Annotated in this window: 22 protein-coding genes; 10 read left to right on the top strand and 12 right to left on the bottom strand. The window is 32.4% G+C overall.

Going from position 1 to position 26,031, the window contains the following annotated elements:
- Window positions 1-12: 12 nt before the first annotated feature.
- From ACY2IJ_RS10915 to moeB, 3 genes are all read left to right on the top strand, one after another.
- The gene (locus ACY2IJ_RS10915; RefSeq protein WP_476724401.1) at window positions 13-780 is read left to right on the top strand and encodes a thiazole synthase; all 768 of its coding nucleotides are present in this window, start codon (window positions 13-15) and stop codon (window positions 778-780) included.
- 128 nt (window positions 781-908) lie between these two features.
- The gene (gene thiH, locus ACY2IJ_RS10910; protein ID WP_476724400.1) at window positions 909-2,021 is read left to right on the top strand and encodes a 2-iminoacetate synthase ThiH; all 1,113 of its coding nucleotides are present in this window, start codon (window positions 909-911) and stop codon (window positions 2,019-2,021) included.
- A gap of 77 nt (window positions 2,022-2,098) precedes the next feature.
- Complete coding sequence (moeB, locus tag ACY2IJ_RS10905) at window positions 2,099-3,142, top strand: molybdopterin-synthase adenylyltransferase MoeB (protein ID WP_476724399.1); 1,044 nt, start codon at window positions 2,099-2,101, stop codon at window positions 3,140-3,142.
- Here moeB and ACY2IJ_RS10900 read toward each other — a convergent pair.
- From ACY2IJ_RS10900 to ACY2IJ_RS10875, 6 genes are all read right to left on the bottom strand, one after another.
- A complete protein-coding gene (locus ACY2IJ_RS10900; RefSeq protein WP_476724398.1) occupies window positions 3,134-3,637 on the bottom strand; it encodes a hypothetical protein in 504 nt (167 codons plus the stop codon). The two genes, moeB and ACY2IJ_RS10900, sit on opposite strands and share 9 nt — an antisense overlap.
- A 75-nt stretch (window positions 3,638-3,712) precedes the next feature.
- The gene (gene gatB/aspS / locus ACY2IJ_RS10895; RefSeq protein ID WP_476724397.1) at window positions 3,713-7,054 is read right to left on the bottom strand and encodes a bifunctional amidotransferase subunit GatB/aspartate--tRNA ligase AspS; all 3,342 of its coding nucleotides are present in this window, start codon (window positions 7,052-7,054) and stop codon (window positions 3,713-3,715) included.
- Window positions 7,054-8,451 carry an amidase gene (locus ACY2IJ_RS10890; protein ID WP_476724396.1) on the bottom strand — a complete coding sequence of 466 codons (1,398 nt, stop codon included), beginning with the start codon at window positions 8,449-8,451 and terminating at the stop codon, window positions 7,054-7,056. The genes gatB/aspS and ACY2IJ_RS10890 overlap by 1 nt, the downstream gene beginning before the upstream one ends.
- 77 nt (window positions 8,452-8,528) lie before the next feature.
- A complete protein-coding gene (locus ACY2IJ_RS10885) occupies window positions 8,529-8,795 on the bottom strand; it encodes a hypothetical protein (RefSeq protein ID WP_476724395.1) in 267 nt (88 codons plus the stop codon).
- A 226-nt stretch (window positions 8,796-9,021) separates the two neighbouring features.
- The gene (locus tag ACY2IJ_RS10880; RefSeq protein ID WP_476724394.1) at window positions 9,022-10,260 is read right to left on the bottom strand and encodes a porin; all 1,239 of its coding nucleotides are present in this window, start codon (window positions 10,258-10,260) and stop codon (window positions 9,022-9,024) included.
- Between the two features lie 32 nt (window positions 10,261-10,292).
- Window positions 10,293-11,744, bottom strand: coding sequence for an SLC13 family permease (locus tag ACY2IJ_RS10875; protein WP_476724393.1), 1,452 nt, complete (start codon window positions 11,742-11,744; stop codon window positions 10,293-10,295).
- A gap of 467 nt (window positions 11,745-12,211) precedes the next feature.
- On the opposite strand from ACY2IJ_RS10875, the gene gyrB reads away from it, so the two are divergent.
- From gyrB to ACY2IJ_RS10855, 4 genes are all read left to right on the top strand, one after another.
- Complete coding sequence (gyrB, locus tag ACY2IJ_RS10870) at window positions 12,212-14,149, top strand: DNA topoisomerase (ATP-hydrolyzing) subunit B (RefSeq protein WP_476724392.1); 1,938 nt, start codon at window positions 12,212-12,214, stop codon at window positions 14,147-14,149.
- A 132-nt stretch (window positions 14,150-14,281) separates the two neighbouring features.
- Window positions 14,282-15,313 (top strand): DUF6588 family protein, encoded by a 1,032-nt coding sequence (locus ACY2IJ_RS10865; protein ID WP_476724391.1) that lies wholly within the window; start codon window positions 14,282-14,284, stop codon window positions 15,311-15,313.
- Window positions 15,314-15,419: 106 nt separating this feature from the next.
- The gene (locus ACY2IJ_RS10860) at window positions 15,420-15,881 is read left to right on the top strand and encodes a DUF2059 domain-containing protein (protein ID WP_476724390.1); all 462 of its coding nucleotides are present in this window, start codon (window positions 15,420-15,422) and stop codon (window positions 15,879-15,881) included.
- 90 nt (window positions 15,882-15,971) lie between these two features.
- Window positions 15,972-16,898: a malate dehydrogenase gene (locus ACY2IJ_RS10855; protein WP_476724389.1), complete on the top strand. Its 927-nt coding sequence runs from the start codon at window positions 15,972-15,974 to the stop codon at window positions 16,896-16,898.
- A 55-nt stretch (window positions 16,899-16,953) separates the two neighbouring features.
- Here the strand turns inward: ACY2IJ_RS10855 and ACY2IJ_RS10850 are convergent, their stop codons facing one another.
- The 4 genes from ACY2IJ_RS10850 to trkA are packed head-to-tail and all read right to left on the bottom strand — an operon-like array spanning window position 16,954 to window position 20,775.
- Window positions 16,954-17,664, bottom strand: a complete 711-nt coding sequence (locus ACY2IJ_RS10850; RefSeq protein WP_476724388.1) for a pirin family protein — start codon at window positions 17,662-17,664, stop codon at window positions 16,954-16,956.
- Window positions 17,665-17,717: 53 nt separating this feature from the next.
- A complete protein-coding gene (locus ACY2IJ_RS10845) occupies window positions 17,718-17,897 on the bottom strand; it encodes a zinc ribbon domain-containing protein (protein ID WP_476726556.1) in 180 nt (59 codons plus the stop codon).
- Window positions 17,898-17,925: 28 nt separating this feature from the next.
- Window positions 17,926-19,425 carry a TrkH family potassium uptake protein gene (locus ACY2IJ_RS10840; protein ID WP_476724387.1) on the bottom strand — a complete coding sequence of 500 codons (1,500 nt, stop codon included), beginning with the start codon at window positions 19,423-19,425 and terminating at the stop codon, window positions 17,926-17,928.
- 3 nt (window positions 19,426-19,428) lie between these two features.
- A complete protein-coding gene (gene trkA, locus ACY2IJ_RS10835) occupies window positions 19,429-20,775 on the bottom strand; it encodes a Trk system potassium transporter TrkA (protein ID WP_476724386.1) in 1,347 nt (448 codons plus the stop codon).
- 60 nt (window positions 20,776-20,835) lie between these two features.
- Between trkA and radC the strand changes: the two genes are divergently transcribed.
- The 3 genes from radC to ACY2IJ_RS10820 are packed head-to-tail and all read left to right on the top strand — an operon-like array spanning window position 20,836 to window position 23,718.
- Complete coding sequence (gene radC, locus ACY2IJ_RS10830; RefSeq protein WP_476724385.1) at window positions 20,836-21,534, top strand: RadC family protein; 699 nt, start codon at window positions 20,836-20,838, stop codon at window positions 21,532-21,534.
- Window positions 21,535-21,541: 7 nt separating this feature from the next.
- Window positions 21,542-22,855, top strand: a complete 1,314-nt coding sequence (locus ACY2IJ_RS10825) for a polysaccharide deacetylase family protein (protein ID WP_476724384.1) — start codon at window positions 21,542-21,544, stop codon at window positions 22,853-22,855.
- Window positions 22,852-23,718: a hypothetical protein gene (locus ACY2IJ_RS10820; RefSeq protein ID WP_476724383.1), complete on the top strand. Its 867-nt coding sequence runs from the start codon at window positions 22,852-22,854 to the stop codon at window positions 23,716-23,718. The genes ACY2IJ_RS10825 and ACY2IJ_RS10820 overlap by 4 nt, the downstream gene beginning before the upstream one ends.
- A gap of 1 nt (window position 23,719) precedes the next feature.
- On the opposite strand, the gene ACY2IJ_RS10815 is transcribed toward ACY2IJ_RS10820, so the two are convergent.
- Window positions 23,720-24,910 carry a lipopolysaccharide biosynthesis protein gene (locus ACY2IJ_RS10815; protein ID WP_476724382.1) on the bottom strand — a complete coding sequence of 397 codons (1,191 nt, stop codon included), beginning with the start codon at window positions 24,908-24,910 and terminating at the stop codon, window positions 23,720-23,722.
- A complete protein-coding gene (locus ACY2IJ_RS10810; RefSeq protein WP_476724381.1) occupies window positions 24,907-26,031 on the bottom strand; it encodes a glycosyltransferase in 1,125 nt (374 codons plus the stop codon). The genes ACY2IJ_RS10815 and ACY2IJ_RS10810 overlap by 4 nt, the downstream gene beginning before the upstream one ends.

Below are 26,031 nucleotides of genomic sequence, written 5' to 3'. Positions count from 1 at the left end.
AAAAGAAAAAATATGGACACATTAAAAATAGCCGATAAAGAATTTACATCAAGATTGTTTACAGGAACAGGAAAATTTAGTTCTAATGATTTAATGGCAAAAGCTATTTTAGCATCAGAGAGTGAATTGGTAACCGTAGCCTTAAAACGAGTTGATGTAGATAATGAGCAAGACAAAATGCTACAAAGCATTCACCAACCACATGTAAATTTATTACCCAACACCTCTGGAGTAAGAGATGCTAAAGAAGCTGTTTTTGCAGCGCAACTAGCAAGAGAAGCTTTGGAAACCAATTGGATTAAATTAGAAATTCACCCAGATCCTAAGTATTTATTACCCGATCCTATAGAAACCTTAAAAGCAGCCGAGGAATTGGTAAAACTAGGTTTTGTTGTGATGCCATATATTCACGCTGATCCGGTTTTATGCAAAAGATTAGAAGAAGTAGGAGCACAATGCGTAATGCCTTTAGGAGCTCCTATTGGAACTAATAAGGGATTAAAAACAAGTGACTTTTTAGAAATTATTATAGAACAAAGCAATGTTCCTGTAATTGTAGATGCTGGAATTGGAAGCCCATCTCACGCTGCTTATGCTATGGAATTAGGTGCCGATGCTGTTTTGGTAAACACAGCCATTGCGGTTTCTCAAAACCCTGTAGAAATGGCCAAAGCATTTAAAATGGCGGTGGAAGCAGGTAGAATGGCTTACAACGCAAAATTAGCGAGTATTAAAAAACATGCGGAAGCTAGTAGTCCTTTAACAAGTTTTTTACAGTAGGAATGAATAAAGTAGTTAAGAATTTAAGGAGTATAGCTCACAAGTGAGCAGGAGTTAAGGAGCAGGTTACGCAAGTAATACTCAAATTCTTAACTACTCATATTCTTAACTACTAAAACTCTAAAAACATGAAGAAAACATTTCAAACCTTATTTGACACCTACAATTGGGATGAAACTTTAGCGAGTATCAACTCAAAAACAGCTCAAGATGTTGAGTATGCACTTTCTAAAACCAAAAGAGATTTAGAGGATTTTAAAGCCTTGGTATCTCCTGCTGCTGCTCCTTATTTAGAACAAATGGCTCATATGAGTAAGATGACTACAAAAAAACGTTTTGGAAACACCATTCAAATGTACGTTCCCATGTATTTGTCTAACGAGTGCCAAAACATTTGTACTTATTGCGGATTTAGCATGACCAATAAAATTCCTCGTAGGACTTTAACTGATGAAGAAATTTTAAAAGAAGTTGCTTTTTTAAAAACCAAAGGATACGATCATATTTTGTTGGTCACAGGTGAAGCAAATAAAACCGTTGGGGTTCCATACATTAAACATGCTATGGAATTAATTAAAGATCAGTTTTCTAACATTACCATAGAAGTACAACCTTTAGAGCAACATGAATATGAGGAATTGATTGAAGCCAATTTATATGCCGTTTTAGTCTATCAAGAAACGTATCATAGAGATGAGTATAAAAAACACCATCCTAAAGGGAAAAAATCTAACTTTAATTACCGTTTAGATACCGCTGATAGATTGGGTAAAGCTGGTGTTCATAAAATTGGAATTGGGGCTTTATTTGGTTTGGAAGACTGGAGAGCAGATAGTTTTTTTACAGCTTTACATCTTAAATATTTACAAAAGACCTATTGGAAAACAAAATACTCTATTTCTTTCCCAAGATTACGTCCACATAGCGGAGGTTTAGAACCAAAAGTAGAAATGACCGATAGAGATTTGGTGCAAACTATTTGTGCTTTTAGGTTGTTAGATGAAGATGTAGAACTGTCTATGAGTACTCGCGAAAGCGAAAAATTTAGAAATAACATTGTCCATTTGGGTATTACCTCTTTAAGTGCAGAGTCTAAAACAAATCCAGGTGGTTACACAGTAGCCCCACAAACCTTAGAGCAATTTGAAATTTCCGATGAACGCTCAACAGAACTCATTGCAGAAATGTTAAAAGAAAGCGGATTAGAACCTGTATGGAAAGATTGGGAAACTTTTAATTAGTATTAAGTATAAAGTAATGAGTACTAAGAACAATAGCTACTCAATACTTTGTACTTTGTACTCAATACTTTGTATTTGTGAAACTAAACAACAACGAAAAAACACTATACAGTCGTCATTTATTATTAAATGAAATTGGACTAGAAGGGCAAGAAAAAATAAAAGCAGCCAAAGTTTTAGTGGTTGGAGCTGGAGGATTGGGCTGTCCTATTATTCAGTATTTAACCGCTGCTGGAGTAGGAACTATTGGTATTGTTGATGGAGATAATGTTGATGTAACCAATTTACAACGTCAAATTTTGTTTACGGTTGATGATATTGGAAAATCTAAAGCTAGAGCAGTAGCCAACCGAATGAAACAATTAAATCCTTATGTAAAATTTAATATTGTTCATGAGTTTTTAAACAAAGACAATGCACTAGCTCTTTTTAATCAATACGATATAATTGTTGATGGTTCCGACAATTTCCAAACCAGATATTTATGCAATGATGCTGCTGTACTTACCAACAAACCCTTGGTATTTGGATCTATTTTTAAGTTTGAAGGACAAGTTTCTGTATTTAACTATAACAATGGACCAACTTACAGATGCTTATACCCTACTCCACCAAAAGCAGGTTCAGTTCCTTCTTGTTCTGAAATTGGAGTTTTAGGAGTACTTCCTGGAATTATTGGAAGTTATCAAGCTAATGAAGTCATTAAAATTATTTGTGGAATTGGAGAAATTTTATCTGGAAAACTACTCACCATCAATACACTCAACAATCAACAATTTATTTTAGGGTTTGAGAAAAATAATAACCTGCACGTTACTGAATTGATTGACTATAATTTCTTTTGTGGCATTGAAGCATTTGAACATGAAATTCAATTTTCAGAACTTACCTCAGCTCATCAATTGATAGATATTAGAACAAGTTTGGAAAGAGATATTCAGAACATTGGCGGAATTCACATTCCTGAAAATGATATAAGAAATAATCCAAACTTATTAAACTCCGATAAAAAAATAGTGTTGTACTGTGAAACAGGAAACAGAAGTAGACAACTTATTAAAGATTTAAATTTAAAAATAAGCTCTTTAAAAGGAGGCATAAAAAAAGCATCACTAAAGTGATGCTTTTTTTATGCTATTAACATTATTAAAACCTTCTAATCGTTTTTCAAAATAAATTTTATCTTTTGATAGATATTTTGATATGTTTTTGATGCATTTTTCTACTTTTTCAAATTCAAAATGAACCGCAAATAAATTCAATAAGCCTTTTTCATTTACATATTCTACAAATACAACATTGTAAATACAGGTTGTACCAAATTTTTTTGAGAAAGGATTTGATACATTATTTTTAACAGAAGGAGTTCCTCCGGTTCTAACTTTCACCATATTTTGACTACAATCTACCCAAATACGGTTATACAGAACTTTAGATTTATATTCTTCTGTTAAAAAGTATCCACTATATTCCTCAAAGTGATTTATGTAAACTACTTTGACAACTGAATCCCATTTAACTACTCTCTTTTCTTTTGCTGAAACTTTAACCTCAACACCTTTTTCATCATAAGAGAATATATTTTTTCTTTTAAGCTTAGCAAATAACTTTTTCATATTGTATCAATACAATTTATGGCAAATATATTAACCTATATCAATAATAACCATACAAAACACTCTTAATTTCATTTATTTTTTCACAATTACTCTAACATTCATTTCTTCTACTTTTTTAGTAGACAATTTAGATGGTGATTTAAACAATAAATCTTCAGACGAACCTGTTTTAGGAAAAGCCATTACTTCTCTAATAGAAGCTTTCTTTTCTAAAATCATCATCAATCTATCTACTCCCCATGCAATACCTCCGTGCGGTGGTGCTCCATAATGAAATGCATCATACATCGTGCCAACACTCTTTAACATTTCTTCTTTATTGTAACCCATGTTTTTATAGGTTGCTTCTAAAATTTCTGGTTTGTGAGCACGGACAGATCCTCCTCCAATTTCGTAACCATTTAAAATTAAGTCGTATTGTTGAGCTATAATTGTCCCTATTTCCTCTTCTTTACCCTTCATATGTTTATCTAAATCATAAATAGCTGGCATAGAAAATGGGTTATGTGTAAAAGTCCAACGTCCTTCGTCAGTTTTTTCAAACATAGGGAAGTCAACTACCCACGCTGGTCTTAATTCCTTAGGATTGATTAATTTTAACATGGCTCCTAACTCCTGACGAACTGCATCTAACGCTTTGTTAGCAGTAGCATAATCGGCTGCAGAGAAATAAACAATATCTCCAACTTTAGCTTCTGTAACATCAATAATATTTTGAGCAATTTCTTCTCCTAAGAATTTAATAATTGGCGATTGCAAATCGTTTTCATTTACAATAATATAAGCCAATCCTCCTAAACCATGTTGTTGAGCAATAGAAGTTAATTTTTCTATTTGCCCTTTAGACATACGTTTTCCTCCTTGCTCTTCTGCAGAAACCTTAATACATTTTACAATTCCACCTTCATCAATAGGTTTAGAGAATACTTGGAAAGTGGTTCCTTTTACAATGTCTGTAATGTCTTGCATTTGTAAGCCAAAACGTAAATCTGGTCTATCACAACCATATTTATCCATAGCCTCTTTGTAAGTAATTACTTCAAAAGGACGTAAAATCCATTTGTTACCATAAATCTCTTTCACAATGGTATTAAACATCTTTGTATTCAAATCTATGATTTGTTGCATAGATGCATATGCCATTTCTATATCTAACTGTGTAAATTCTGGTTGACGATCTCCACGAGAATCTTCATCACGGAAACAACGTGCGATTTGGAAATACTTATCAAAACCACCTACCATTAACATTTGTTTAAACTGTTGTGGTGCTTGTGGCAACGTATAAAACGCTCCTGGTTCTTTACGAGAAGGCACTATAAATTCTCTAGCTCCCTCATCGGTACCTGCTGTTAAAATTGGTGTTTCTACTTCTAAGAAACCATCCGTATCTAACATGTCACGCAACAACTTAATTACTTTATGACGGTTAACTACTGCTTTACGTACTTCTTGATTTCTGTGATCTAAAAACTTGTATTCAAAGCGAACTGCTTCGTTAGAACGTGTCGCTTTTTTAATTTCAAAAGGCAGGGTTCTAGACAAGTTTAAAATATCTAAATCCGTAGCTTCTAATTCAATTTTTCCTGTTCTTAATCCAGCATTGTAATCATCTTCTCTACGTTGTACTATTTTACCTGAAACAGTAATAACAGATTCTGGTTTCAATTTTACCAACTCATCTAAATTAGGGAACGATTCTCTACTTAAACGAACTTGAATAATTTCATAAGAGGCATCACGCAAATCAATAAAAATTAATTCTCCATGATCTCGCACACTAGATACCCATCCTGCCAAACCTACAGTAGTATTAATCGTTTCTTCGGTGATGTCTGTTATAACATGTGTTCTATACTCTTCTTTTATTACTAAAGGAATTTCAGGTAATGCTTCGCTAGTATTCAGTACTGAGTCCTCAGTATTCAGTTTTTCATTACTAGTCCCTTGCTCTGTACTCTGTACTTTGGACTCTGTACTTCCTGCAAGGGTATCCAAAATCATCTCACGAATTACATTCCCTGGTGCTCCTTTACCAATTTTTGCAATTACTTTACCAACTAAAACTCCTGCTTTTCCTTTGTTTCCTCCTTTAATGTCATTCGCAATCGCTTCGTTTTCACTAATAGCATCATTTACAGCTTCTTGAATTTGTTCTTCAGAAATGGTATTATCAGCAAAGTATTTTTTGTAATCAAACTTAGGGTTCACTAACAATTCTTCAATTGCTTTTTGAACCAATACATTGGTTACTTTTCCATCTTTAAAAGATTTAAAAATAGAGATCAAATCATCTATATTCTCAATCTTATCGTAATCCTCTGCTTTAAGGTTATTGGTCAATGTTTTGGCTACAAAAGCTACATCACCAATAGCATCAATCAATGCCATTACCGTGCTAGAACGTAAAGCATCTGCTGTAAAAAACTTAGCATCTTGAGGTTTTACCTTTCCATCAATTAAAATAGTTTCTACCGCATGTGGTAAAATACTGTTGTCTACTTTTATGCTATCTACTACCTCTTTAATAGCTACAAACGGCAAATCTGGTTCAGAAATATAACGATAATCAGCATCGTATTCTTTCTTACGCATGGTTTTAGTTTGCTTTAAAGCTTCATCCCACAAAACTGTAGTTTGATCTGGTCTAAACTCTTTGTGCTCTATGTAATAGTTTAATTGTTTTTCTATTTCTTCTTTTAAAGCCTCCACCATAAACTTAAACGAGTTTAAGTTTTTAATTTCGGTACGAGGATTCAACACGTCTGTTCCTTTAATACGTAACGATACAGAAACATCCGACTTGAATTGTCCTTTTTCTAAGTTAGCCTCAGAAACTCCTAAGTTCTGAACTATACGTTGCACATATTGTGCATAAGTAGAAGCATCCTCAATATTACGAATACAAGGTTTGGTTACAATTTCAATTAACGGAACTCCCGCTTTGTTAAAATCTACCAAAGAAATGGTTTTCTCGTGCACCAATTTTGCAGCATCTTCCTCTACATGCACTTGCTCAATTTGTACAGAAAATTGAGAACCATCGTTTCTATAACAAGCCACCTCTCCATCTGGAATGATAGGATTGTGAAACTGTGTAATCTGAATATTCTTTGGGTTATCTGGGTATTCGTAATGTTTACGATCCCATGAAGTAATTTCGTTAGAAAAAGTTGAATTGATGGCCTTTCCAAAATAAATAGCCTTGGTAATAGCCTCTTTATTAATGGCTGGCAACACTCCCATTTGTCCTGTACAAACCGGACAAATATTTACGTTTGCTTCTTCGCTTTCTTCATTCGCACATCCACAAAACAACTTAGATTTTGTATTTAAACGTACGTGTGTTTCTAAACCAATTACTAATTCTATTCCGTTTTCTTCTATTAGAGAATTTAATCTTTCTAATTCCATTATTGCACTTGGTTTAAAAAGTTAGCAAACTGTAAAATTGTTTGTTCTTTATTTTTTGCTCCTGTTACTTGAATTCCGGTTTCTGTTCCAAAAGGACAAGTTAAAGTTGGTAACTGTCCTAAGCTAAATCCTACGGTGTAGGCATCAGACAAATACATGGCATGCGGGTTGCTTAATACTTCTCCTATTTTAGGAACAGGACCTGGAGTTACAGGTGATAGAATAATATCAACTTTATTAAAATCAGCTTCAAAAGCAGCTTCTATTTCTTTTCTTAATTCTTGACCTTTTAAGTAAATCGCATCAGAAAAACCTTGAGACAATACTTGATTTCCTCCTACAATTCTACGTTGGGTTTCTTCGGTAAATTTCTCAGAACGCGTAATCATGTAGGTATCTTTTAGGTTTTTTCCTTCTACTCTATCTCCATAATTGGTTCCATCTAACCTAGATAAGTTCGATGCTGTTTCTGCCATCGCTAAAGTATAATAGGTAGAAACCAACGTATCTGCATTAAAAAAATCTAATTCTTGAACCTCGTATCCTGCTACTTTTATCTTTTCAATCGTTGCTAAAAAGTCTGCTTTTACTTTTGGGTCGATGGCATCATTCTCAATAAAGTTCTTAAAATATCCTATTTTAATTCCTTCTGGTTTTGATGCAATTACCTCAGCATTGATCTCTTCTGATGCAATGGTTGTTTGATCTTTTGGATCTTTACCACTCATCACATTCATCACAATCGCAACATCTTCTATAGATTTTGCCAAAGGTCCAACGGTGTCGGTAGACGATGCATAAGCCATTAACCCATAACGTGACACACGTCCGTAAGTAGGTTTTAATCCATAAATTTTATTGTATCCTGCTGGCTGGCGGATAGAACCTCCTGTATCTCCACCAATAGAAAACACGGTATAATCTGCAGCAACATTTACGGCAGAACCTCCCGAAGAACCTCCTGCTACTAATTCTTGATTGATAGCATTTTTAACACTTCCAAAAACGGTATTTTCAGAAGAAGAACCGTGACCAAAACTGTCACAATTTTCTTTAGCCATTGGAATGGCTCCAGCATCTAACAATTTTTGAATAGCAGTTGCTGTATATGCAGACTTGTATTGTTTTAACAAATCTGAACTAGCAGATGTATAGGTTCCTTGCACCATGTATACATCTTTAATTCCAAAGGGAATTCCTTCTAACAAACCTATTTCTTCTCCATTGGCAATTTTAGCATCTACTTTTGCAGCAGCTTCCAAAGCCAAATCTTCTAAAACAGTGTTTACAGAATTGTATTTATTTTCTTTTAGCAATGCTAGTTTTTCTTGAACCAAAGCAGTACAAGTATATTTTTTAGCAACTAAATCTTGATGTATTTTTTTTATCAAACTCATTGTATTCGTTTTGGATAAAAAGATTTTGAGTAAAAAGTCAAAAGAAAAAGTCTTTCTACTTTACGTCTTTTTACATTTTACCCTTCTATAACTTTAGACACCACTAAATATCCATCTTTTTCTTTAGGAAAGTTTTCCTTGATGATTTTTTTGGTAATTTCTGAACTGTGTTCTACTACATCTTCTCGCAAATGGTCTATAGACACTGCATTCTTTGCATTTTGATTTGATGAATTTTGATTTGTTTCCGCATTTTTAATTACGTCAAACAACTTATCCACCGCCTCAGAAGACTTGGCTCCTTTGATGCTAGACAAGATGTCTACAGGCATTATTTTACTCATTTCTTAGTTTCTTTAAATTCAGACTTCAAGTGTGCGAAAATACAAAAGTTTTAACGGAGTAAAAAGCTTTACAAAGCCTAATCTTTAAGGACAAATATAAGCTTATAAAAAACAGCCAAATCCTCCGTAAAGAATCTGGCTGTTTTCATGAACAACTACTAAAAAAAACAACTATTTCTTAGATTCAAAAATTAAGACTTAACACCTCTAATCTTAATCTTTAAATTTATTGAATGGTAATCTGATACTGTAACACTGCCATTCCTTTTCTATCAATTTCGTTTAAGCTAACACGATCAAAAACAGGTCTGTATTGATATCCTAAACTTATTTTATTTCCGTGTCCTGTTCCGTTTAAAAATAGATTTATTGTAAAATCATATACAGTCATTACAGATGCTAAAGCATCGTAATCTGAATATTGAACAGCAATATTAGGCTGAATTATGTGTTTTTTATACATTGGAAAAGCATATCCCAATTGTGTATACCATGTAGTTCCTGTTCCTATCATAGGATAACCGTTTCCGTCTCCGTTGTAAGTAGTTCCAGAACCCGCATCAAACATAGAACCATTGGCATCTACATTTCGAATGTAATTTTTTCCAAAATCTAAATGATAATATCCTAAATAAGCTGTAATTCCCTGTTCTTTATTTAAAGGCAAACTTAAAAAAGAGTCTATTGCCCAATTTTTCATATTGTATAAATTGGTACTTGTTAGCAAAGCATCATCATCTGCAAATGCTTTTGCTTGATACTGCGCTCCCACCCCTATATTAAACACATTTTTCTTATTAATATATGTTCCGGTTTGATAGGCAGATTTATTTGATTCCTCTTCAAAAAACTGATATTTTACATAGGCAGAATAACGTTTTCTAGGTCGGTTGTTGGCAAAATCTACTTTACCTGCTGCTGGGGCTTTGTCTACCGAAATAGGATTTGAGATTACAAAACGATAATCAAACTTAGCCGCTTGTCCTTTGAACCACAAACTTAAATTCCTTCCCAAATCATCATCTTTATTAACTGTTGATAGTGAAAAAAGAGGAGAATCTAATCCCATTAATGATTTTGAAGAACGTACATTCCATCTGTTCAAGCCTTGCCATCCTGATTTTCCTAATCCGACTTCAAAACTTTTATCAAAAGCATATTCTACATACAAGTCTAAAACTTGTAACGGAAAATTTTTAGACTCATGATTAAAGTTATTTCCTCCAAACAACGCATATCCATAAATTTTAGGTGTTATTTGTGATGTAACCGGAATTCTTAATCTACGAATAGACACATCTGCATAACTATTGGTTTTTTCTCCGTTAACAGCAGTTCCTTTGTTTAGCTCAGAGTAACGTGCCCAAAATTGAGTGGTAATATTCCATTTTACTTTGGGTTTGTCTTGAGCTTGCAAAGCCATACAAGAAAACAATACTATTGACATCATTTTAAACTTCACCATTCTTCTTCTTTTTAATCTTTCTTGTTTTGTTTTTAAATTAATCCAACCATTTGAAATCCTAAAATTACAAGCACTACAATTAACGGCCCTAATAAACCTGCTATAATTCCCCCAAATCTAAAGTCTTTTTGTTCTATAAGCCCTGTACTAAAAGCAATGGCATTAGGCGGTGTAGAAATTGGGAAAAACAAAGCTGTAGAAGCACTAAATCCAATAACTAATGGTAGAATTAAAGGATTGTCTGTTGCCAAAATAATAGCTATTGGAATTAAAATAGTGGTGGTAGCTGTGTTACTCATAAAATTAGACAACACAACGGTTATTAAGGCAAAAACAACAATCATTATTCCAAAATTTAAGTTGTATTCTTGAATCAATCCTACATAATAAGCAGCCAGTCCTGTTTCTTTAATAGCCAAACCTAAAGACAAACCTCCTGCTACTAACATTAAAGTATCCCATGGTAATTTCCTAACATCTTCTGAATTTACAATACGAAACATCGTTAACAACATTATAGGCAACATAGATACTGTTGAGGCAGAAATTCCGTGTAATTTTCCTGTTAACCAAAACAACATGGTTACAATTAATACTGCCAATACAAATTTCTTTTTTAGCAAAAACATTTTTTCTGTAGAACCTTCTTCAGGCTCACCTTCGCTTAAAAAACCTAAATCGATGGTAGAAACTCTAGGTATAAACTTACTAATCAAAATCAACCAAAAAATTAAAACCAATACAATTGCTACCGGAAATCCAATCATCATCCATTCTAAAAAACCAAACTTAATTCCGTTTTGTAACAAACCATCTACAGCTACTGCATTTGGGGGCGAACCTATAATAGTTCCCATTCCACCTAAAGAAGCCGCTGCTGGAATACCTATTAATAAGGCTTTGGTAATTTTTGCATCTTTTGGCAATGTTTTTAAAAAAGGCAATACCGATGCAATCATCATAGCCGTAGTAGCTGTATTACTCATTATCATAGAAAAAATAGCAGTAACCAACATAATTCCTAGCAACACAAACCTAGGTTTGGTTCCAAACCTTTTAATGGTCATTTTAAAAATGGTTTTGTCTAGCCCTACTTTTTGCATAGCCTCTGCCATAAAAAAACCACCTAGCATTAACCATATTACAGAGTTAGACCAAGTTTGCACATATTTTTGAACTATTTTATTAGAGGTTGTCGGATCAATATCGTGATAATATTTTCCGAGGGCAAAAACTAAAAAACCAAAAATAAACAGACCTACCGTAAAAGGAGGAATGGCTTCTGTTACCCACAAACAAACCGATAAAATCAATAGAAATAACACATAAATTTGAGGAGTATCTAATTCTGGAGATTGTAATAGATATGTCCCTCCGAAAGCTAAAATAATACTGATTAAAAAATTGATAATTCGTCCTTGAAAATCAACCATGGTTTGCACCTGCTTAAATCTCCTTAAAGAATCTAATCTTGAATCTGCCATTGTTTTGTTGTTTTAATTTGATACTGTAAAATTCGATAGAAACCACTTTTGATTATATGACATTCATCATAACAAGCACTTTTTACAGATAATGCATTTAATCCCCCTATCTATTATACATCGTTAACATCAATATCGTTTTCTACCTACACTTTTTAAAAGTAACTTCTGTTATTGATGAAATATCATAAAAGAACATTGGTCCATTCGTCTAAAAAAAACTTAACAGTTCCTAAAATCCCGATTTTTTTTAATTCAAAAATTAAGCTCTAAGACCATTTCTTATCACAAGCTTAAAAAATAATTCTCCAAAAACACCAAAACCCCAAATAAAGGTGTTTTTAGCTATTTTAAGACGTTTTTTAAATTTTAGGGTTTGCGTAAATTTTGCAGACATTATTCCTAAAAACGCTTCTATTTAATTATATTTGATAGGTTAAGAAATTAAAATAATACAGACATAAATTATGAGCGAAGAAAAATTACCGGGATATTCGGCCGATAGTATTCAAGCACTAGAAGGAATGGAGCATGTACGTATGCGACCATCTATGTATATTGGAGATGTTGGAGTAAGAGGATTACACCATTTGGTATATGAAGTAGTAGACAACTCTATTGATGAAGCTTTAGCAGGACATTGTGATACCATTTCTGTAATAATTAACGAAGATAATTCTGTAACTGTTGAAGATAATGGACGTGGTATTCCTGTAGGACTTCATAAAAAAGAGGGAGTTTCTGCATTAGAAGTTGTAATGACTAAAATTGGTGCAGGGGGTAAGTTCGACAAAGATTCTTATAAAGTATCTGGAGGACTACACGGTGTTGGAGTATCTTGTGTAAACGCATTGTCTGACCACGTAAGAGCAACCGTACACAGAGAAGGAAAAATATGGGAACAAGAGTACGAAAGAGGAAAAGCTTTATACCCTGTAAAAACCATTGGAGACTCCGATAAAAACGGTACTACTGTAACATTTACTCCAGACAAATCTATATTTCAACAAACAACAGTTTACAACTACGACACTTTAGCGGCTCGTATGCGTGAATTGGCCTTTTTGAACAAAGGAATTACTGTTAGTTTAACTGACAAAAGAAATAAAGACGATGAAGGAAATTATATTTCTGAAACATTTCATTCTACAGAAGGATTGTCTGAATTTGTAAAATATTTAGACAATACTAGAGAGCAATTAACTGCTGGAGTTATTGCTATGGAAGGTGAAAAAAATGGTATTCCTGTAGAAGTTGCCATGGTATACAACACATCGTACTCAGAAAACTTACACTCTTACGTAAACAATATTAATACACACGAAGGAGGTACACACTTATCTGGTTTTAGAAGAGGATTAACAACCACTCTTAAAAAATACGCTGATGCTTCTGGAATGTTGTCAAAATTAAAGTTTGACATTGCTGGAGATGACTTTAGAGAAGGGTTAACAGCCATTGTATCTGTAAAAGTTCAGGAACCACAATTTGAAGGGCAAACCAAAACAAAATTAGGAAACCGTGAAGTTTCTGCTGCTGTAAGTCAAGCCGTATCAGAAATGTTAACCGATTATTTAGAAGAACATCCAGATGATGCTAAAACCATTGTACAAAAAGTAATTTTAGCAGCACAAGCCCGCCACGCAGCTACCAAAGCTCGTGAAATGGTGCAACGTAAAACCGTAATGTCTATTGGTGGTTTGCCTGGTAAATTATCTGACTGTTCTGAAACAGATCCTGAAAAATGTGAAATTTTCTTAGTAGAGGGAGATTCTGCAGGTGGAACAGCAAAACAAGGACGTGATCGTGAATTTCAAGCTATTTTACCTTTAAGAGGAAAAATCTTAAACGTAGAAAAAGCCATGAATCATAAAGTTTTTGAAAACGAAGAAATTAAAAACATGTTTACTGCTCTTGGAGTTACCATTGGTACCGAAGAAGATCCTAGAGCCTTAAACCTATCTAAAGTACGTTACCACAAAGTAGTTATTATGTGTGATGCCGATGTAGATGGTTCTCACATTGCTACCTTAATTTTAACATTCTTCTTTAGATATATGAGAGAAATGGTTGAACAAGGATACATTTATATTGCTACTCCTCCGTTATATTTAGTTAAAAAAGGAGCTAAAAAAGAATATGCATGGACAGATGATCAACGAGACATGATCAACTTAAAATTTGGAGGTTCAGCTTCTATTCAACGTTATAAAGGTTTAGGAGAGATGAATGCAGAACAACTATGGGACACGACTATGAATCCTGAATTTAGAACTTTGCGAAAAGTTGTTATTGACAGTGAAGTGGAGGCAGACAGAGTTTTTTCTATGTTAATGGGTGATGAGGTTCCGCCACGTAGAGAGTTTATTGAAAAAAATGCAAAATATGCAAACATTGATGCTTAATACTTTTTAAGTATTGCCATACAATTAATTAAAAGGAGTTCAGTTAAATGAGCTCCTTTTTTTATTAGCTAAATGATAACATTTGGTTTGTGAACATTTTTGTACTTTCGTACAGAACATAACACTATACTTATGAAAAAAATAATCTTACTAATTGCTTTTACAGCTGGTTTATCTACAGCCAAAGCACAAGACATTGAAGAGATCCTTGTACTTGGAAAAGATGCAGGAACTTTAATGCAATCTTACTTACAACCTGCCTTTGAAGGAACTATTTATAATTTAAACAGCGGATGGTACCGAACAGCCAAACCTCATCGATTATTAGGTTTTGATCTTACTTTAAACGCAACGCTATCTTCTGTTCCTAGCAACAGAAAAAACTTTACATTTAACATCGCTGATTACGAGAATGTTCGTTTAGAAAGTGGGGCTAGTCAAACAGAACTACCAACAGCCTTTGGAGGAAGTTCAAATGAAGTACTTATTGTATCAAAAGATGTTGACACCCCATTAGGACCTCAAACAGCCGAATTTGAAATTGATGCTTTTAATGGTCTAGGAGATGAGATTGGGTTTGACCAAGTACCTGCTGCTATGGTACAAGCCGGTATTGGCTTGCCTTTTAAAACAGATGTAACGGTACGTTTTGTTCCTAAAGTTGGTAGCGACTCTTTTAAAACAGATTTATTTGGTATAGGAGTTAAACACAACATATTACAATATTTTCCTATTGCCAAACGTATTCCTTTAGTAGATATTTCTTTATTTGGAGGATATACTAAATTAAATTCTCAATACTTACCTGGTGAAGAAGGACAAAGCATTGACATGGAAGTGACTAGTCTAACAGGTCAGCTACTAGGATCTGTAGATTTAAAAATTGTTAACTTTTTTGTAGGTCTAGGTTACTCTACTGGTACATCTAGCCTAGTGGTAAACGGAGATTATTACTTTCAATATAAAGACCCTAACACAGGTTTAGCTTTAGGAGAACCTCAACAAATAAATCCTGAAGACTTACCAAATATCGAAAATGATGTCACTAGCTTTATGACCACTGCAGGTATGAGCATTAATTTAGCTTTCTTTAAAATATACGGAAGTTATACTTTACAAGAATACAACTCTATTAACGCTGGGATAGCTTTTAGTTTCAGATAAAATTAATTACATACATTCTACACAAAGCCTATTGTTTAAAATTCAATAGGCTTTTTTGATTTTATTACTTATTTTAGAAGAATTACTAACCCTAATAAAAATAACTATGAAAAAATTTTTTGGACTTTTCTTTATTTTAACACTATCAATTAACGCACAAACCTCAAAAGAAAAAGTAAAAGAGTTAATCAAAGAAATGCAAGCCGATAAAATGGTAAATCAGATGATGGATCAAATGGTTCCTATGATGCAACAACAAATAAAAGCTTCTTTAAAAACCGAGGAACAAAAGCAAAAAATGGAAAAGATAAACACAATACTTATAGAAGAAGTAAAAGCTTTTACCACAGAAATGATTAACGGACCCATGGTAACTATTTATGCCAAACATTTTAACGATAAAGACATTAACAACTTAATTAAATTTTACAAAAGCGAAGTTGGTAAAAAGCTAATTACACTTACACCTGTTATTACGCAAGAACTAATGCAAGACATGATGCAAAATGGAATGCCAAAATTTCAAAAAAGAATAAAGGAAAGAATTCAACAAGCAAAAACTGAATAAAATTCATTAATGACCTAAATCATATTTTGGACACAAACAATTAATTACATTTAATACGTAAAAATTAATCATCTATAAAAACAAAATAAAATGAAAGTAACCGTAGTTGGTGCAGGAGCTGTTGGAGCTTCATGTGCAGAATACATAGCAATTAAAGACTTTGCTTCTGAAGTAGTAATAGTAGACATTAAAGAAAATTATGCAGAAGGAAAAGCCATGGACCTAATGCAAACTGCATCATTAAACAATTTTGACACTAAAATAGTAGGTTCTACAAACGATTATACCAAAACAGCAGGTTCTGACGTAGCTGTAATTACTTCTGGAATCCCTAGAAAACCAGGTATGACTCGTGAGGAATTGATAGGAATTAATGCAGGAATTGTAAAATCTGTTGCAACTAACATTTTAGAACATTCGCCTAAAGCCATTATTATTGTTGTGTCTAATCCAATGGATACCATGACTTATTTGGTAAAAACACAACTAAATATTCCTAAAAATAGAATTATTGGTATGGGTGGTGCTTTAGATTCTGGTCGTTTTAAATACAGACTTGCCGAAGCTTTAAACGCTCCTTTGTCGGATGTTGACGGAATGGTTATTGGAGGACATTCAGACACAGGAATGTTACCTCTTACTCGTTTAGCCACCAGAAACTCTATGCGAGTTTCTAGATTTTTAAGTGATGAAAAATTGAACGAAATTGCAGAAGCAACCAAAGTTGGTGGTGCTACCTTAACCAAAATGCTAGGAACCTCTGCATGGTATGCTCCAGGTGCTGCGGTATCTGCCATGGTACAAGCCATTGCTACAGATTCTAAAAAACTATTTCCTTGCTCTGTATATTTAGAAGGAGAATATGGACAAAAAGATTTATGTATTGGTGTTCCTTGTATTTTAGGTAAAAACGGATTGGAACAAATTGTTGAAATAGAATTAAACGAAGAAGAAAAAGCAAAATTTGCCTCATCTGCAGATGCTGTTAAAAAAACAAACAGTTTATTAGAGGTTTAATTTAACTCTAAACCTTAAAAAGCCTTTTATAATTAATTATAAAAGGCTTTTTTTATTACATCATTGGTACTTCCATTAAGAGTACATGAGAACTGGTTTTAAACTGAAAACTCACCTCATCTGCATCCTCAATCCCCATACCATCTCTACTAATTAATTCAGTGTCCCCTACTCTTAAATCACCATGTAAAACAAAAATATACAATCCGTTTTCTTTGTTTTTTAGCTGATAAGTAGCTTGTGTATTTCCATCAAATTTTCCCATAGAGAAATACGCATCCTGGTGAATCCAAACACCTTGATCATTTGCATTAGGAGATAATATTTGATAAAATTCGTTTTGTTTTTCTAATTCTTTAATCGATTGCTGATCATATCTTGGAGTTACATTTTGTTGGTTTGGGAACAACCAAATTTGCAAAAATTCAACTTTTTGATTTTCATTTTTATTGAATTCACTATGGTACACTCCCGTTCCAGCACTCATTACCTGAACATCTCCTTCTTTAATAACCCCATGAGTTCCCATAGAATCTTTGTGTTCCAAATCTCCTGAAAGTGGTATGGAAATTATTTCCATATTTTGATGTGGATGTGTTCCAAATCCTTTTCCACCAATTACTTTGTCATCATTTAAAACACGTAATACCCCAAAATTCATTCGTTCCGAATTTTGATAATTTGCAAAACTAAATGTATGATGACTCTCTAACCAACCATGATTTGCATATCCTCTAGAACCTGCCTTATGTACAATTGTCTTCATTTTTTTTATTTGATGATTTGTAGTTTAGTCGAAAACAATAAATTCCTTTACAATTACTGACCAATTGCAGTAGCATTAAAACTCACTAAAACCTCCTCATTCCATTCGGTTTTAATTTCTATGGGATTGCAACATACTTCGCAATCTTGAATGTAAGTTTCGCTTACAGAAAATTCTAGAAACATATCTATAGACTCCCAACAATAAGGACAAGTAAAACTGTGATTCATAATTAACTATTTGTAGAAAGTTACAAAAACATTAATTACTTTTCCAAAAATAAGGAGTTAATACAATTAGTACGGTAAACAATTCTAAACGACCAATTAGCATTAAAAAAGAACAAAATAGTTTGGCAGAATCTGTTAAATGTGCAAAATTATCTACAGGACTTACAGATCCCAAAGCAGGTCCAATATTCCCTAAACAAGATGCTGCTGCTCCAAACGCTGAAAGAAAGTCTAAATCTAAAAAAGTTAATATGATGGTACTTAAAATAAATATCAACATATAAATAACAAAAAACGATAGAATATTAAATATAATTACTCTAGAAACTCTGCTTCCATTGTAGCGTACCGATATAATTGCTTTTGGGTGCAATTGTTTTTTTAGCTCTAACAAAGAGTTTTTAATCATAATTACATGACGAACTATTTTAACTCCTCCACTGGTAGACCCTGCAGAACCACCTATAAAGAATAAAGAAAACATTAATGCTGTAGCCAAATAGTTCCACATAGTAAAATCTGCAGAAACAAAACCTGTGGTTGTTAACACACTTACTACTTGAAATGCTGCATGCCTAAACCCACTTTCTAATTGTCCTAAAGGCATTGGGTGATTAATGCTTGTTTTTAAAGTTGGGTCTTGAAACCATACAATTAAAATAGTAACAGCAACAGTAACAACAACACTTAAAATAAAATAATATTTAAACTCATCGTCTTTAAAAATTTTGGATGTTTTTCCTTTTAACGCAAAATAACTCAGTACAAAATTAGCCCCAGCAATAAACATAAAAACAATAATAATATATTGCACCAATGGATTGTTATTCCAATAAGCCAAACTTGCATTTTTAGTAGAAAAACCACCCGTACTTAATGTTGCCATGGCATGGTTAATGGCATCAAACCACGTCATTCCTGCTACTTTTAACAACAAAAATTCTATAATGGTAAAACTAAAATAGATAAGCCATAACCTTTTGGCCGTTTGTGTAATTCTAGGATGTAACTTATCTGTAGAAGGCCCTGGAGCTTCGGCTACAAACAACTGCATTCCTCCAATTCCTAACAACGGTAATATGGCTACGGTTAATACAATAATTCCCATTCCACCAATCCAATGTGTTGCACTTCTCCAAAACAAAACTCCTTTGGGTACACTTTCTATATCTGTTAAAATAGAAGCTCCTGTTGTTGAGTATCCTGATATTGTTTCGAAGATTGCATCGGGAAAAGATGTAATTGTACCTGTCATTAAATAAGGCAAACTCCCTGTTAAAGTTAGCATTAACCAACCTAAAGTTACAATTAAGTACCCATCTCTTTTTTGTAGTTCTTTTGGAGCATTTTTATTAAAAAACCACAATAAAAATCCTACAACTATGGTTAGCAATCCTGCTGATAGAATACCTGTGCTAGCCACTTCGTGATAATACCAACTAAAAGGTTCTGACAACAGCATAAAAAAACCATTCATCATGGAGGTAAGCCCCAAAAAACTTGCTATAATTTTAAAGTTTATCCCTTTCATTGGTTAGTTGTTAAAAAACTTTTCTACTTGAGAAATGGCATCTGGCAAACAAAAAACAATAGCTCTATCACCTGGTAAAATGGTAAAATCACCATAGGTCATTAATGCTTTTCCTTTTCTAACAACTCCTCCTAAGACAGAATTTTCGGGTAAGTTTAAATCTTTTATTTTAGCTTCGGTTATTTTGGTATTTCTTCTTACAAAAAACTCTAGTACCTCTGCCTCTACGTTGTGTAAATTGGCCAAAGCTAAAACTCGTCCTTTACGAACATGCCTAAAAATGGCACTTGCAGCTAATATTTTTTTATTGATTAAAGTATCTATTCCTATAGATTGAGAAATATCCATATAATTCATATTCTCTACCAAAGCAATGGTTTTTTTAACTCCTTTAGATTTTGCCACCAAACTGGTCATAATATTGGTTTCTGAGTTTCCAGATACGGCAATAAAAGCATCCATATTGCTTAAAGATTCTTCTTCTAAAAGTTCTATATCTCTACCATCTCCATGAATAACCAAAGTGTTTTTTAAATCATCAGATAAATCAAAACATTTGTCTCTGTTACTTTCAATCATTTTTACTCGTAAACTTTTTCCACAAAGTCGTCTTGATATTTTTTGACCAATTCTACCACCACCAAGAATCATTACATCTTTAATTCCAACTTTTTCTTTATCTACCAATAAATGAACTTTGCTTAAACTTTCTCTAGGCACAGAAAAATACACCTGATCGTTTAATTGAAAAACGGTGTTTCCTCTTGGAATTACAATTTCGTTAGAGGTATCTCTCTTTATGGCAATTACAATAAAATCAAAGTTAAATTTTGAATTTATTTCCTGAACAGTGGTTCCTACAATTTGAGATTCTTCTGATAGTTTTGCTCCTAAAACGCTTAATTCTCCTTTTTCAAAATCAAACTTATCATTAAAAGCGGTTTCTTTAACTAAAATTTCTATTTCATTAGCTGCTAATTCCTCGGGAGAAATCATATAATCAATACCAACATCAGAAAAATTAATTTCTTTGGTTTTAATATATTCTGTATTAGAAATACGGGCTATGGTTTTTTTAACACCTAGTTTTTTACCAATACCTGCTATGGTTAAGTTGGTGTTTTGAGATTCTGTTACGGCTACTAATAAATCTGCATCACTAATTCCAACTTCCTTTAAAACTTGAATAGATGCTGCATCTCCTTTTTTTGTAAACACATCAATGTGTGTGTTAAGATGATTTAGTCTTTGTGTATTTTGATCTATCACAAAAATATCATGTGCCTCCATAGACAACAGCTTTGCAAGATGGTAACCAATTTCTCCTGCTCCAGCAATTATAATCTTCATACCTGAATATTTGCTACAAATATATTACATTTAATTAGTATCTGTCACAAATAAAGCGCTATGAAACAAGATATAAAACCATTAACTATAAAAGAGTGGAACGAAGCCGATAGGCCTAGAGAAAAATTGATACTAAAAGGGGTAGATTCTCTTTCGGACTCAGAACTTTTAGCTATTTTAATAGGTTCTGGAAACAAAAACGAATCTGCTGTAGAACTTTCTAAAAAAATTCTCAATCATTTTAACAACAATCTAAACGTATTAACCAAAGCTAGCATTAATGAGTTAATGACCTTTAAAGGTATTGGAGAAGCCAAGGCAATAAGCATTGTTACTGCTTTGGCTCTTGGAAAAAGACAACGTTTGTCTGCTGCATTGGCGGTTCCTAAAATTAGTTGTAGCAAAGATGTGTTTGCCATTTTTGAACCTATTTTGGGAGATTTGCCACACGAAGAATTTTGGATTCTACACATAAACAATAGCAACAAAGTGTTAGAAAAACAATTAATTAGCAAAGGAGGACTTACAGGAACTTTGGTAGATTTACGGATTATTTTTAAAAAGTGTTTAGAGTTACTTTCTACTGCAATTATTTTAGGTCACAATCATCCATCTGGCAAACTACAACCTAGTCAAGCAGACAAACAAATAACTCAAAAAATTAAAAATGCAGCTGCTACATTAGACATAAAAGTTTTGGATCATTTAATAATCACACAAAAAGCTTATTTTAGCTTTGCAGACGAGGGAATTCTATAAACCAACCATGAGCGAAGAATTATTAATATATACACAAAAAATAACTCCAAGAGTAAGCTATATTTTTAAGCATATTTTTGTTCGTATTTTAAACATTCCAATAAAATTTACTTCTACCATAGAAGAGTTTGTGGCTCATGATAGTTTAAAAATGACTTATGCGAAAAGTCCTCTTGGAAGTGAATTTTTTATACAGAGTCATGGTTTGTTGTTTGAACAAGGTATTAACGATATAGAAATTACCATGTCTCAGTGGGACAGTACCCCTTGTTTTTTTAGCACAGGAAAAAAATCTGTAATTCCTTTTGATATTTTTGCTGCTAGCTTTTATTTGTTAAGTAGATACGAAGAATATTTACCTTGTGTGTTAGATGAAAATGAATGCTATCCGGCAGAGGAAAGCATTGCTTATCAAAACAATTTTTTAGAAAAACCAATTATAGATGTTTGGGCTTACAAACTATTAAAAGCTTTAAAAGAAAAATATCCTGAGTACGTTCATCAACCCAATACCTACAAATACATTTCAACATTCAGCATTAACCAAACTTTTTTGTACAGATGCAAAGGTGTGATTAGAAACATTGTGGGGGGAGTTTATGACTTTTTTACTTTTAAACTTTATGAAGTATGGGTGCGTATTGCAGTCTTTTTAAGAATCAAAGAAGATCCTTATAATACGTTTGATAAAATTATGGCTCTTCATAAAAAGTACCATATTAAAACAATATTCTTTTTTTTAATTTCTAACTACACCACTTACGACAACAATGTAGCGTTTACCAAAAGAAAATATCATTTACTTATTAAATCTATTGCAGATTATGCCAAAGTTGGATTACTAAGTTCTTATTTTACAATGGATGATGACGAAAAACTAAGAAAAGAATCTGATAGGTTGTCTCACATTATAAATACACCAACACAATTATCTAGACAACACTTTGGTAGAAATAAACTTCCAGAAACCTACCAAAAATTAATTGATTTAGATATTACCGAAGATTATTCTATGGGGTATTTAAAACACATAGGTTTTAGAGCAAGTACCTGTACTCCTTTTTATTTTTACGATTTAGATTTTGAAATTCAAACCCCTTTAAAAGTATATCCTTATGCTTTTATAGACAGCACATTACGATTTAACCTACAACTAAGTCCCAAACAAGCACTAATGAAAATAAACCATGTTACCAACATGGTAAAACAAGTTAACGGGACTTTAATTTCTGTTTTTCACAATGATTGTCTTTCAAATTTTGGAGACTGGAAATATTGGGATGATTTTTATGAAGAGGTCTTAAATTGTGTTAAGGAATGAGGATTTGTTACGTAAAAAGAAACAACTTAAACACTCAAAAATATGATGCTTGTATTCAAAACGCAAGCAACTCAAGAATTTATGCTCTTAGTTTTTATTTAGACATTGTTGCTGATAATTGGGATGCTCTAATTCTAAATGATTATGAAGCTGTAATGCCTCTGCCTTGGAAAAGTAAATATTTTATTAAATACATTTACCCTCCTTGTTGGACACAACAATTGGGTGTTTTTTCATCGCAAAAAATTACATCTAACTTAGTTCATCACTTTGTTTCTGCCATTCCTAAAACGTTTTTAAAAACAACCATTCAATTTAATAGTCATTGTCATTCTAAATTATTTACTACAAAAAATAATTATGTGTTAAGTTTGAACAATTCCTACGAAACTCTTTTGAAACATTATCGAAAAGACAGAAAAGATCGATTGAAAAAATTTAAAAAAACAAAACATCAAATTCAACAACACATAGATATTCAAAAAATTATTGAACTGTTTAAAGAAAACTATGCTGATGAACTAAACATACATCAACAAGATTATATAAAACTTAAAAAACTAGCTTTAGAACAAAAACTAAACCCTATTACTATGGGTGTGTTAGATGAAAACCAACAGCTTATTTCTGGTTCTTTATTCTTTAAACACAAACAAAGAATTTATTATGTGTTTTCTGCAAACAACACAAAAGGAAACAAAGCACAGGGAAACACAGCCATATTAGATTCTATGATAAAATCTTACTCCGGAACCAATATTTTTTTAGATTTTGAAGGATCTATGCATCCGGGAATAGCTTCGTTTTTTAAAAGTTTTGGAAGTGAGCTGGAGACTTACTACTTGTTTGCTAAGAAATTTTAGTCTATTTAACCTTACTATCTCTTATATAAAAAACGAACAAGGTTGCCGAAGAACCCAAATACCCCAATAACATTGCTAACACAACTCCTGTAATTCCCATAATAGGAGTAAAAACATAGGCTGCAGATAGCATTAACACAAAGCCTACAAAAGATTTTATGTTGTTTATTTGATACTTTCCCCTACCCGAAAAATAATGTCCCCAAACATTTGAGACAGCAATCATTAAAACTCCCGGACACAAAACCCATATAATTTGCTGAATATTAGCCACATCTTCCTTAATAACCAACTCTAGAACAGATTTAGGCAAACCTAGTAACAATACAACAGCTACCATTGTAAGTCCAAAAGACAATTTTGCGCTTTTATTTGTAATTGTTCTTTGTATTAATTTGCTGGTTGTATTTAATATTTTTGAATATTGATTTACGGTTATACTCCTAGAAATAATCCACAAAGACTCTGTAATAGATACCGCTACAGAAAACCACCCCAATTCTACCGAACCTAACTGATAAAAGACCACATAAAATAGCAATCTGTAATTAAAAAACTGAATAAAAGAACTAATTTCTGTACCTATACCATATTTAAAAATTTCTTTAGATTTTATTTCCACCTTTCTATCATCTTTGTAAATTATTTGAAAAACAAACAACATAGACACAACAAGGCTTATTCCTAAAGAAACGTACATGGCTATTAAAAATACAGTTAAAGAAGTAATATTAAAAACATAAAAACCTAAAAGCAAAACAATCATTCTACAAAAAGGATCCAATACAAAAATAATATTGTACATTTTTATTTTTTCTTTTCCTATTAAAATCATTTGATTTAGAGTAATCCATCCTAAAAGAAACGATATAGGAAACAAATGCCTTTGTAAGTATTCATTATGAAAAAAACACAATACAAACCCCATAAAAAAAGAGACCATCAACACCCATAAAACCCCTATTTTTACTAAAGGTTTTACGTTGGTTTTAGGAACATGATAAGAAACCGTGCTATTAGCCAATATGCTTGTTACCATAGATATTAACATAATATCAGTTAAAAAAAGACTTATTTTTCCTCTTCCTGAAGCTCCCAACACATTTAATGTTAAAAAAACAATTACCATATTCATAACAGCAACTCCTCCTCTAACAACTAATGTCTGAATAATGTTTTTATTGATTTTCACACATCTATTTTTTGAATAAAATTTATTAATTTTTGTTCTATATGCTCCCACAAATAAGCTTCTTTAATTTGCGCTACTGCATTTGCAGAAGTTTTGCTATACAAATTAGGATTGTTTATATATGATTGAATATAGGTAGTTATTTGCACAACCTCATCAGGTGGTAAAAGTTTGCAAAAATCAGTTTCAACATATCCTTTTTCTAGAGCTTTTAAACGACTATAAATCACTGGAATTCCGCATGCATTGTAATGAAAAACTTTAATAGGCAAACATCTAGTATTTTCCCAATCAACATCTCTTAAATCTAACGCAATATCAAAATTTACAAGGGATTCACTAAAATTATCAAAAGAAACCATTTCTTTAATTTCTAATTTAAGCAACGGATACATTTTTATCAACTCAGCCACAAACAATTCATCTTTTTCTACAAAAGCTTTTCCAATAAGAATTAGTTGAATATTTACATCCGGATTTTGTTCCCTTAACAAATTAGCAACATTAAACACTCTATGCAATCCTTTTTCTTTGCTAAATTTTCCGGAATAACCAATTCTAAAAACATTGGATTGCAATTGTTTGCCTTTTAACGAAACATATTTTTTTTGAGGATAATACGATATCATTTCTTTAGGTGTAAAAGGAAATAACATATCATATAATTTTTTCTTGTAATATTCCCCTATTATAAACCCATCTACAAAAAAAGAAACGTATATATTCAACAAAAACAAACTTAAATATTTGATTGTTTTTTTAGGAAAAAATAATGTTTCTAAATTTTTTTTAGACGGATACCACTCTGTAACATCGTAAATAATTTTACAAGAAAAATGCTTTTTATATTTTTTGGCAGCTAAAACAGGAAGTGGTTCGGCACAAATAACAAGAGATGGTTTTAACAAAATTAGTTGCTTATAAAACCATTCTATTTTTTCTTTTTTAGACAACTGGGTACCATCTACACTATATTGATTATTATTTGTAAAACCATAGGTAGAACAAACAAATACCTTGTAATTTTTTTTTTCTAAAGTTTGTTTAATATGGTAGTAAATCCTATCATCATAAACGGTATGACCCGAAGTTAAATAGACTATTCTTTTTTCACCTCCCAT

Source organism: Wenyingzhuangia gracilariae, from assembly GCF_056387575.1.
This window is presented reverse-complemented; position numbering and strand designations above follow the sequence as displayed.

Excerpts from the sequence above, each read along its gene's own strand:
- ACY2IJ_RS10915 (WP_476724401.1), top strand. The coding sequence starts at position 13 with ATGGACACATTAAAAATAGCCGATAAAGAATTTACATCAAGATTGTTT.
- thiH (WP_476724400.1), top strand. The coding sequence starts at position 909 with ATGAAGAAAACATTTCAAACCTTATTTGACACCTACAATTGGGATGAA.
- ACY2IJ_RS10900 (WP_476724398.1), bottom strand. The coding sequence starts at position 3,637 with ATGAAAAAGTTATTTGCTAAGCTTAAAAGAAAAAATATATTCTCTTAT.
- gatB/aspS (WP_476724397.1), bottom strand. The coding sequence starts at position 7,054 with ATGGAATTAGAAAGATTAAATTCTCTAATAGAAGAAAACGGAATAGAA.
- ACY2IJ_RS10890 (WP_476724396.1), bottom strand. The coding sequence starts at position 8,451 with ATGAGTTTGATAAAAAAAATACATCAAGATTTAGTTGCTAAAAAATAT.
- ACY2IJ_RS10885 (WP_476724395.1), bottom strand. The coding sequence starts at position 8,795 with ATGAGTAAAATAATGCCTGTAGACATCTTGTCTAGCATCAAAGGAGCC.
- ACY2IJ_RS10880 (WP_476724394.1), bottom strand. The coding sequence starts at position 10,260 with ATGGTGAAGTTTAAAATGATGTCAATAGTATTGTTTTCTTGTATGGCT.
- ACY2IJ_RS10875 (WP_476724393.1), bottom strand. The coding sequence starts at position 11,744 with ATGGCAGATTCAAGATTAGATTCTTTAAGGAGATTTAAGCAGGTGCAA.
- gyrB (WP_476724392.1), top strand. The coding sequence starts at position 12,212 with ATGAGCGAAGAAAAATTACCGGGATATTCGGCCGATAGTATTCAAGCA.
- ACY2IJ_RS10865 (WP_476724391.1), top strand. The coding sequence starts at position 14,282 with ATGAAAAAAATAATCTTACTAATTGCTTTTACAGCTGGTTTATCTACA.
- ACY2IJ_RS10860 (WP_476724390.1), top strand. The coding sequence starts at position 15,420 with ATGAAAAAATTTTTTGGACTTTTCTTTATTTTAACACTATCAATTAAC.
- ACY2IJ_RS10855 (WP_476724389.1), top strand. The coding sequence starts at position 15,972 with ATGAAAGTAACCGTAGTTGGTGCAGGAGCTGTTGGAGCTTCATGTGCA.
- ACY2IJ_RS10850 (WP_476724388.1), bottom strand. The coding sequence starts at position 17,664 with ATGAAGACAATTGTACATAAGGCAGGTTCTAGAGGATATGCAAATCAT.
- ACY2IJ_RS10840 (WP_476724387.1), bottom strand. The coding sequence starts at position 19,425 with ATGAAAGGGATAAACTTTAAAATTATAGCAAGTTTTTTGGGGCTTACC.
- trkA (WP_476724386.1), bottom strand. The coding sequence starts at position 20,775 with ATGAAGATTATAATTGCTGGAGCAGGAGAAATTGGTTACCATCTTGCA.
- radC (WP_476724385.1), top strand. The coding sequence starts at position 20,836 with ATGAAACAAGATATAAAACCATTAACTATAAAAGAGTGGAACGAAGCC.
- ACY2IJ_RS10825 (WP_476724384.1), top strand. The coding sequence starts at position 21,542 with ATGAGCGAAGAATTATTAATATATACACAAAAAATAACTCCAAGAGTA.
- ACY2IJ_RS10820 (WP_476724383.1), top strand. The coding sequence starts at position 22,852 with ATGAGGATTTGTTACGTAAAAAGAAACAACTTAAACACTCAAAAATAT.
- ACY2IJ_RS10810 (WP_476724381.1), bottom strand. The coding sequence starts at position 26,031 with ATGGGAGGTGAAAAAAGAATAGTCTATTTAACTTCGGGTCATACCGTT.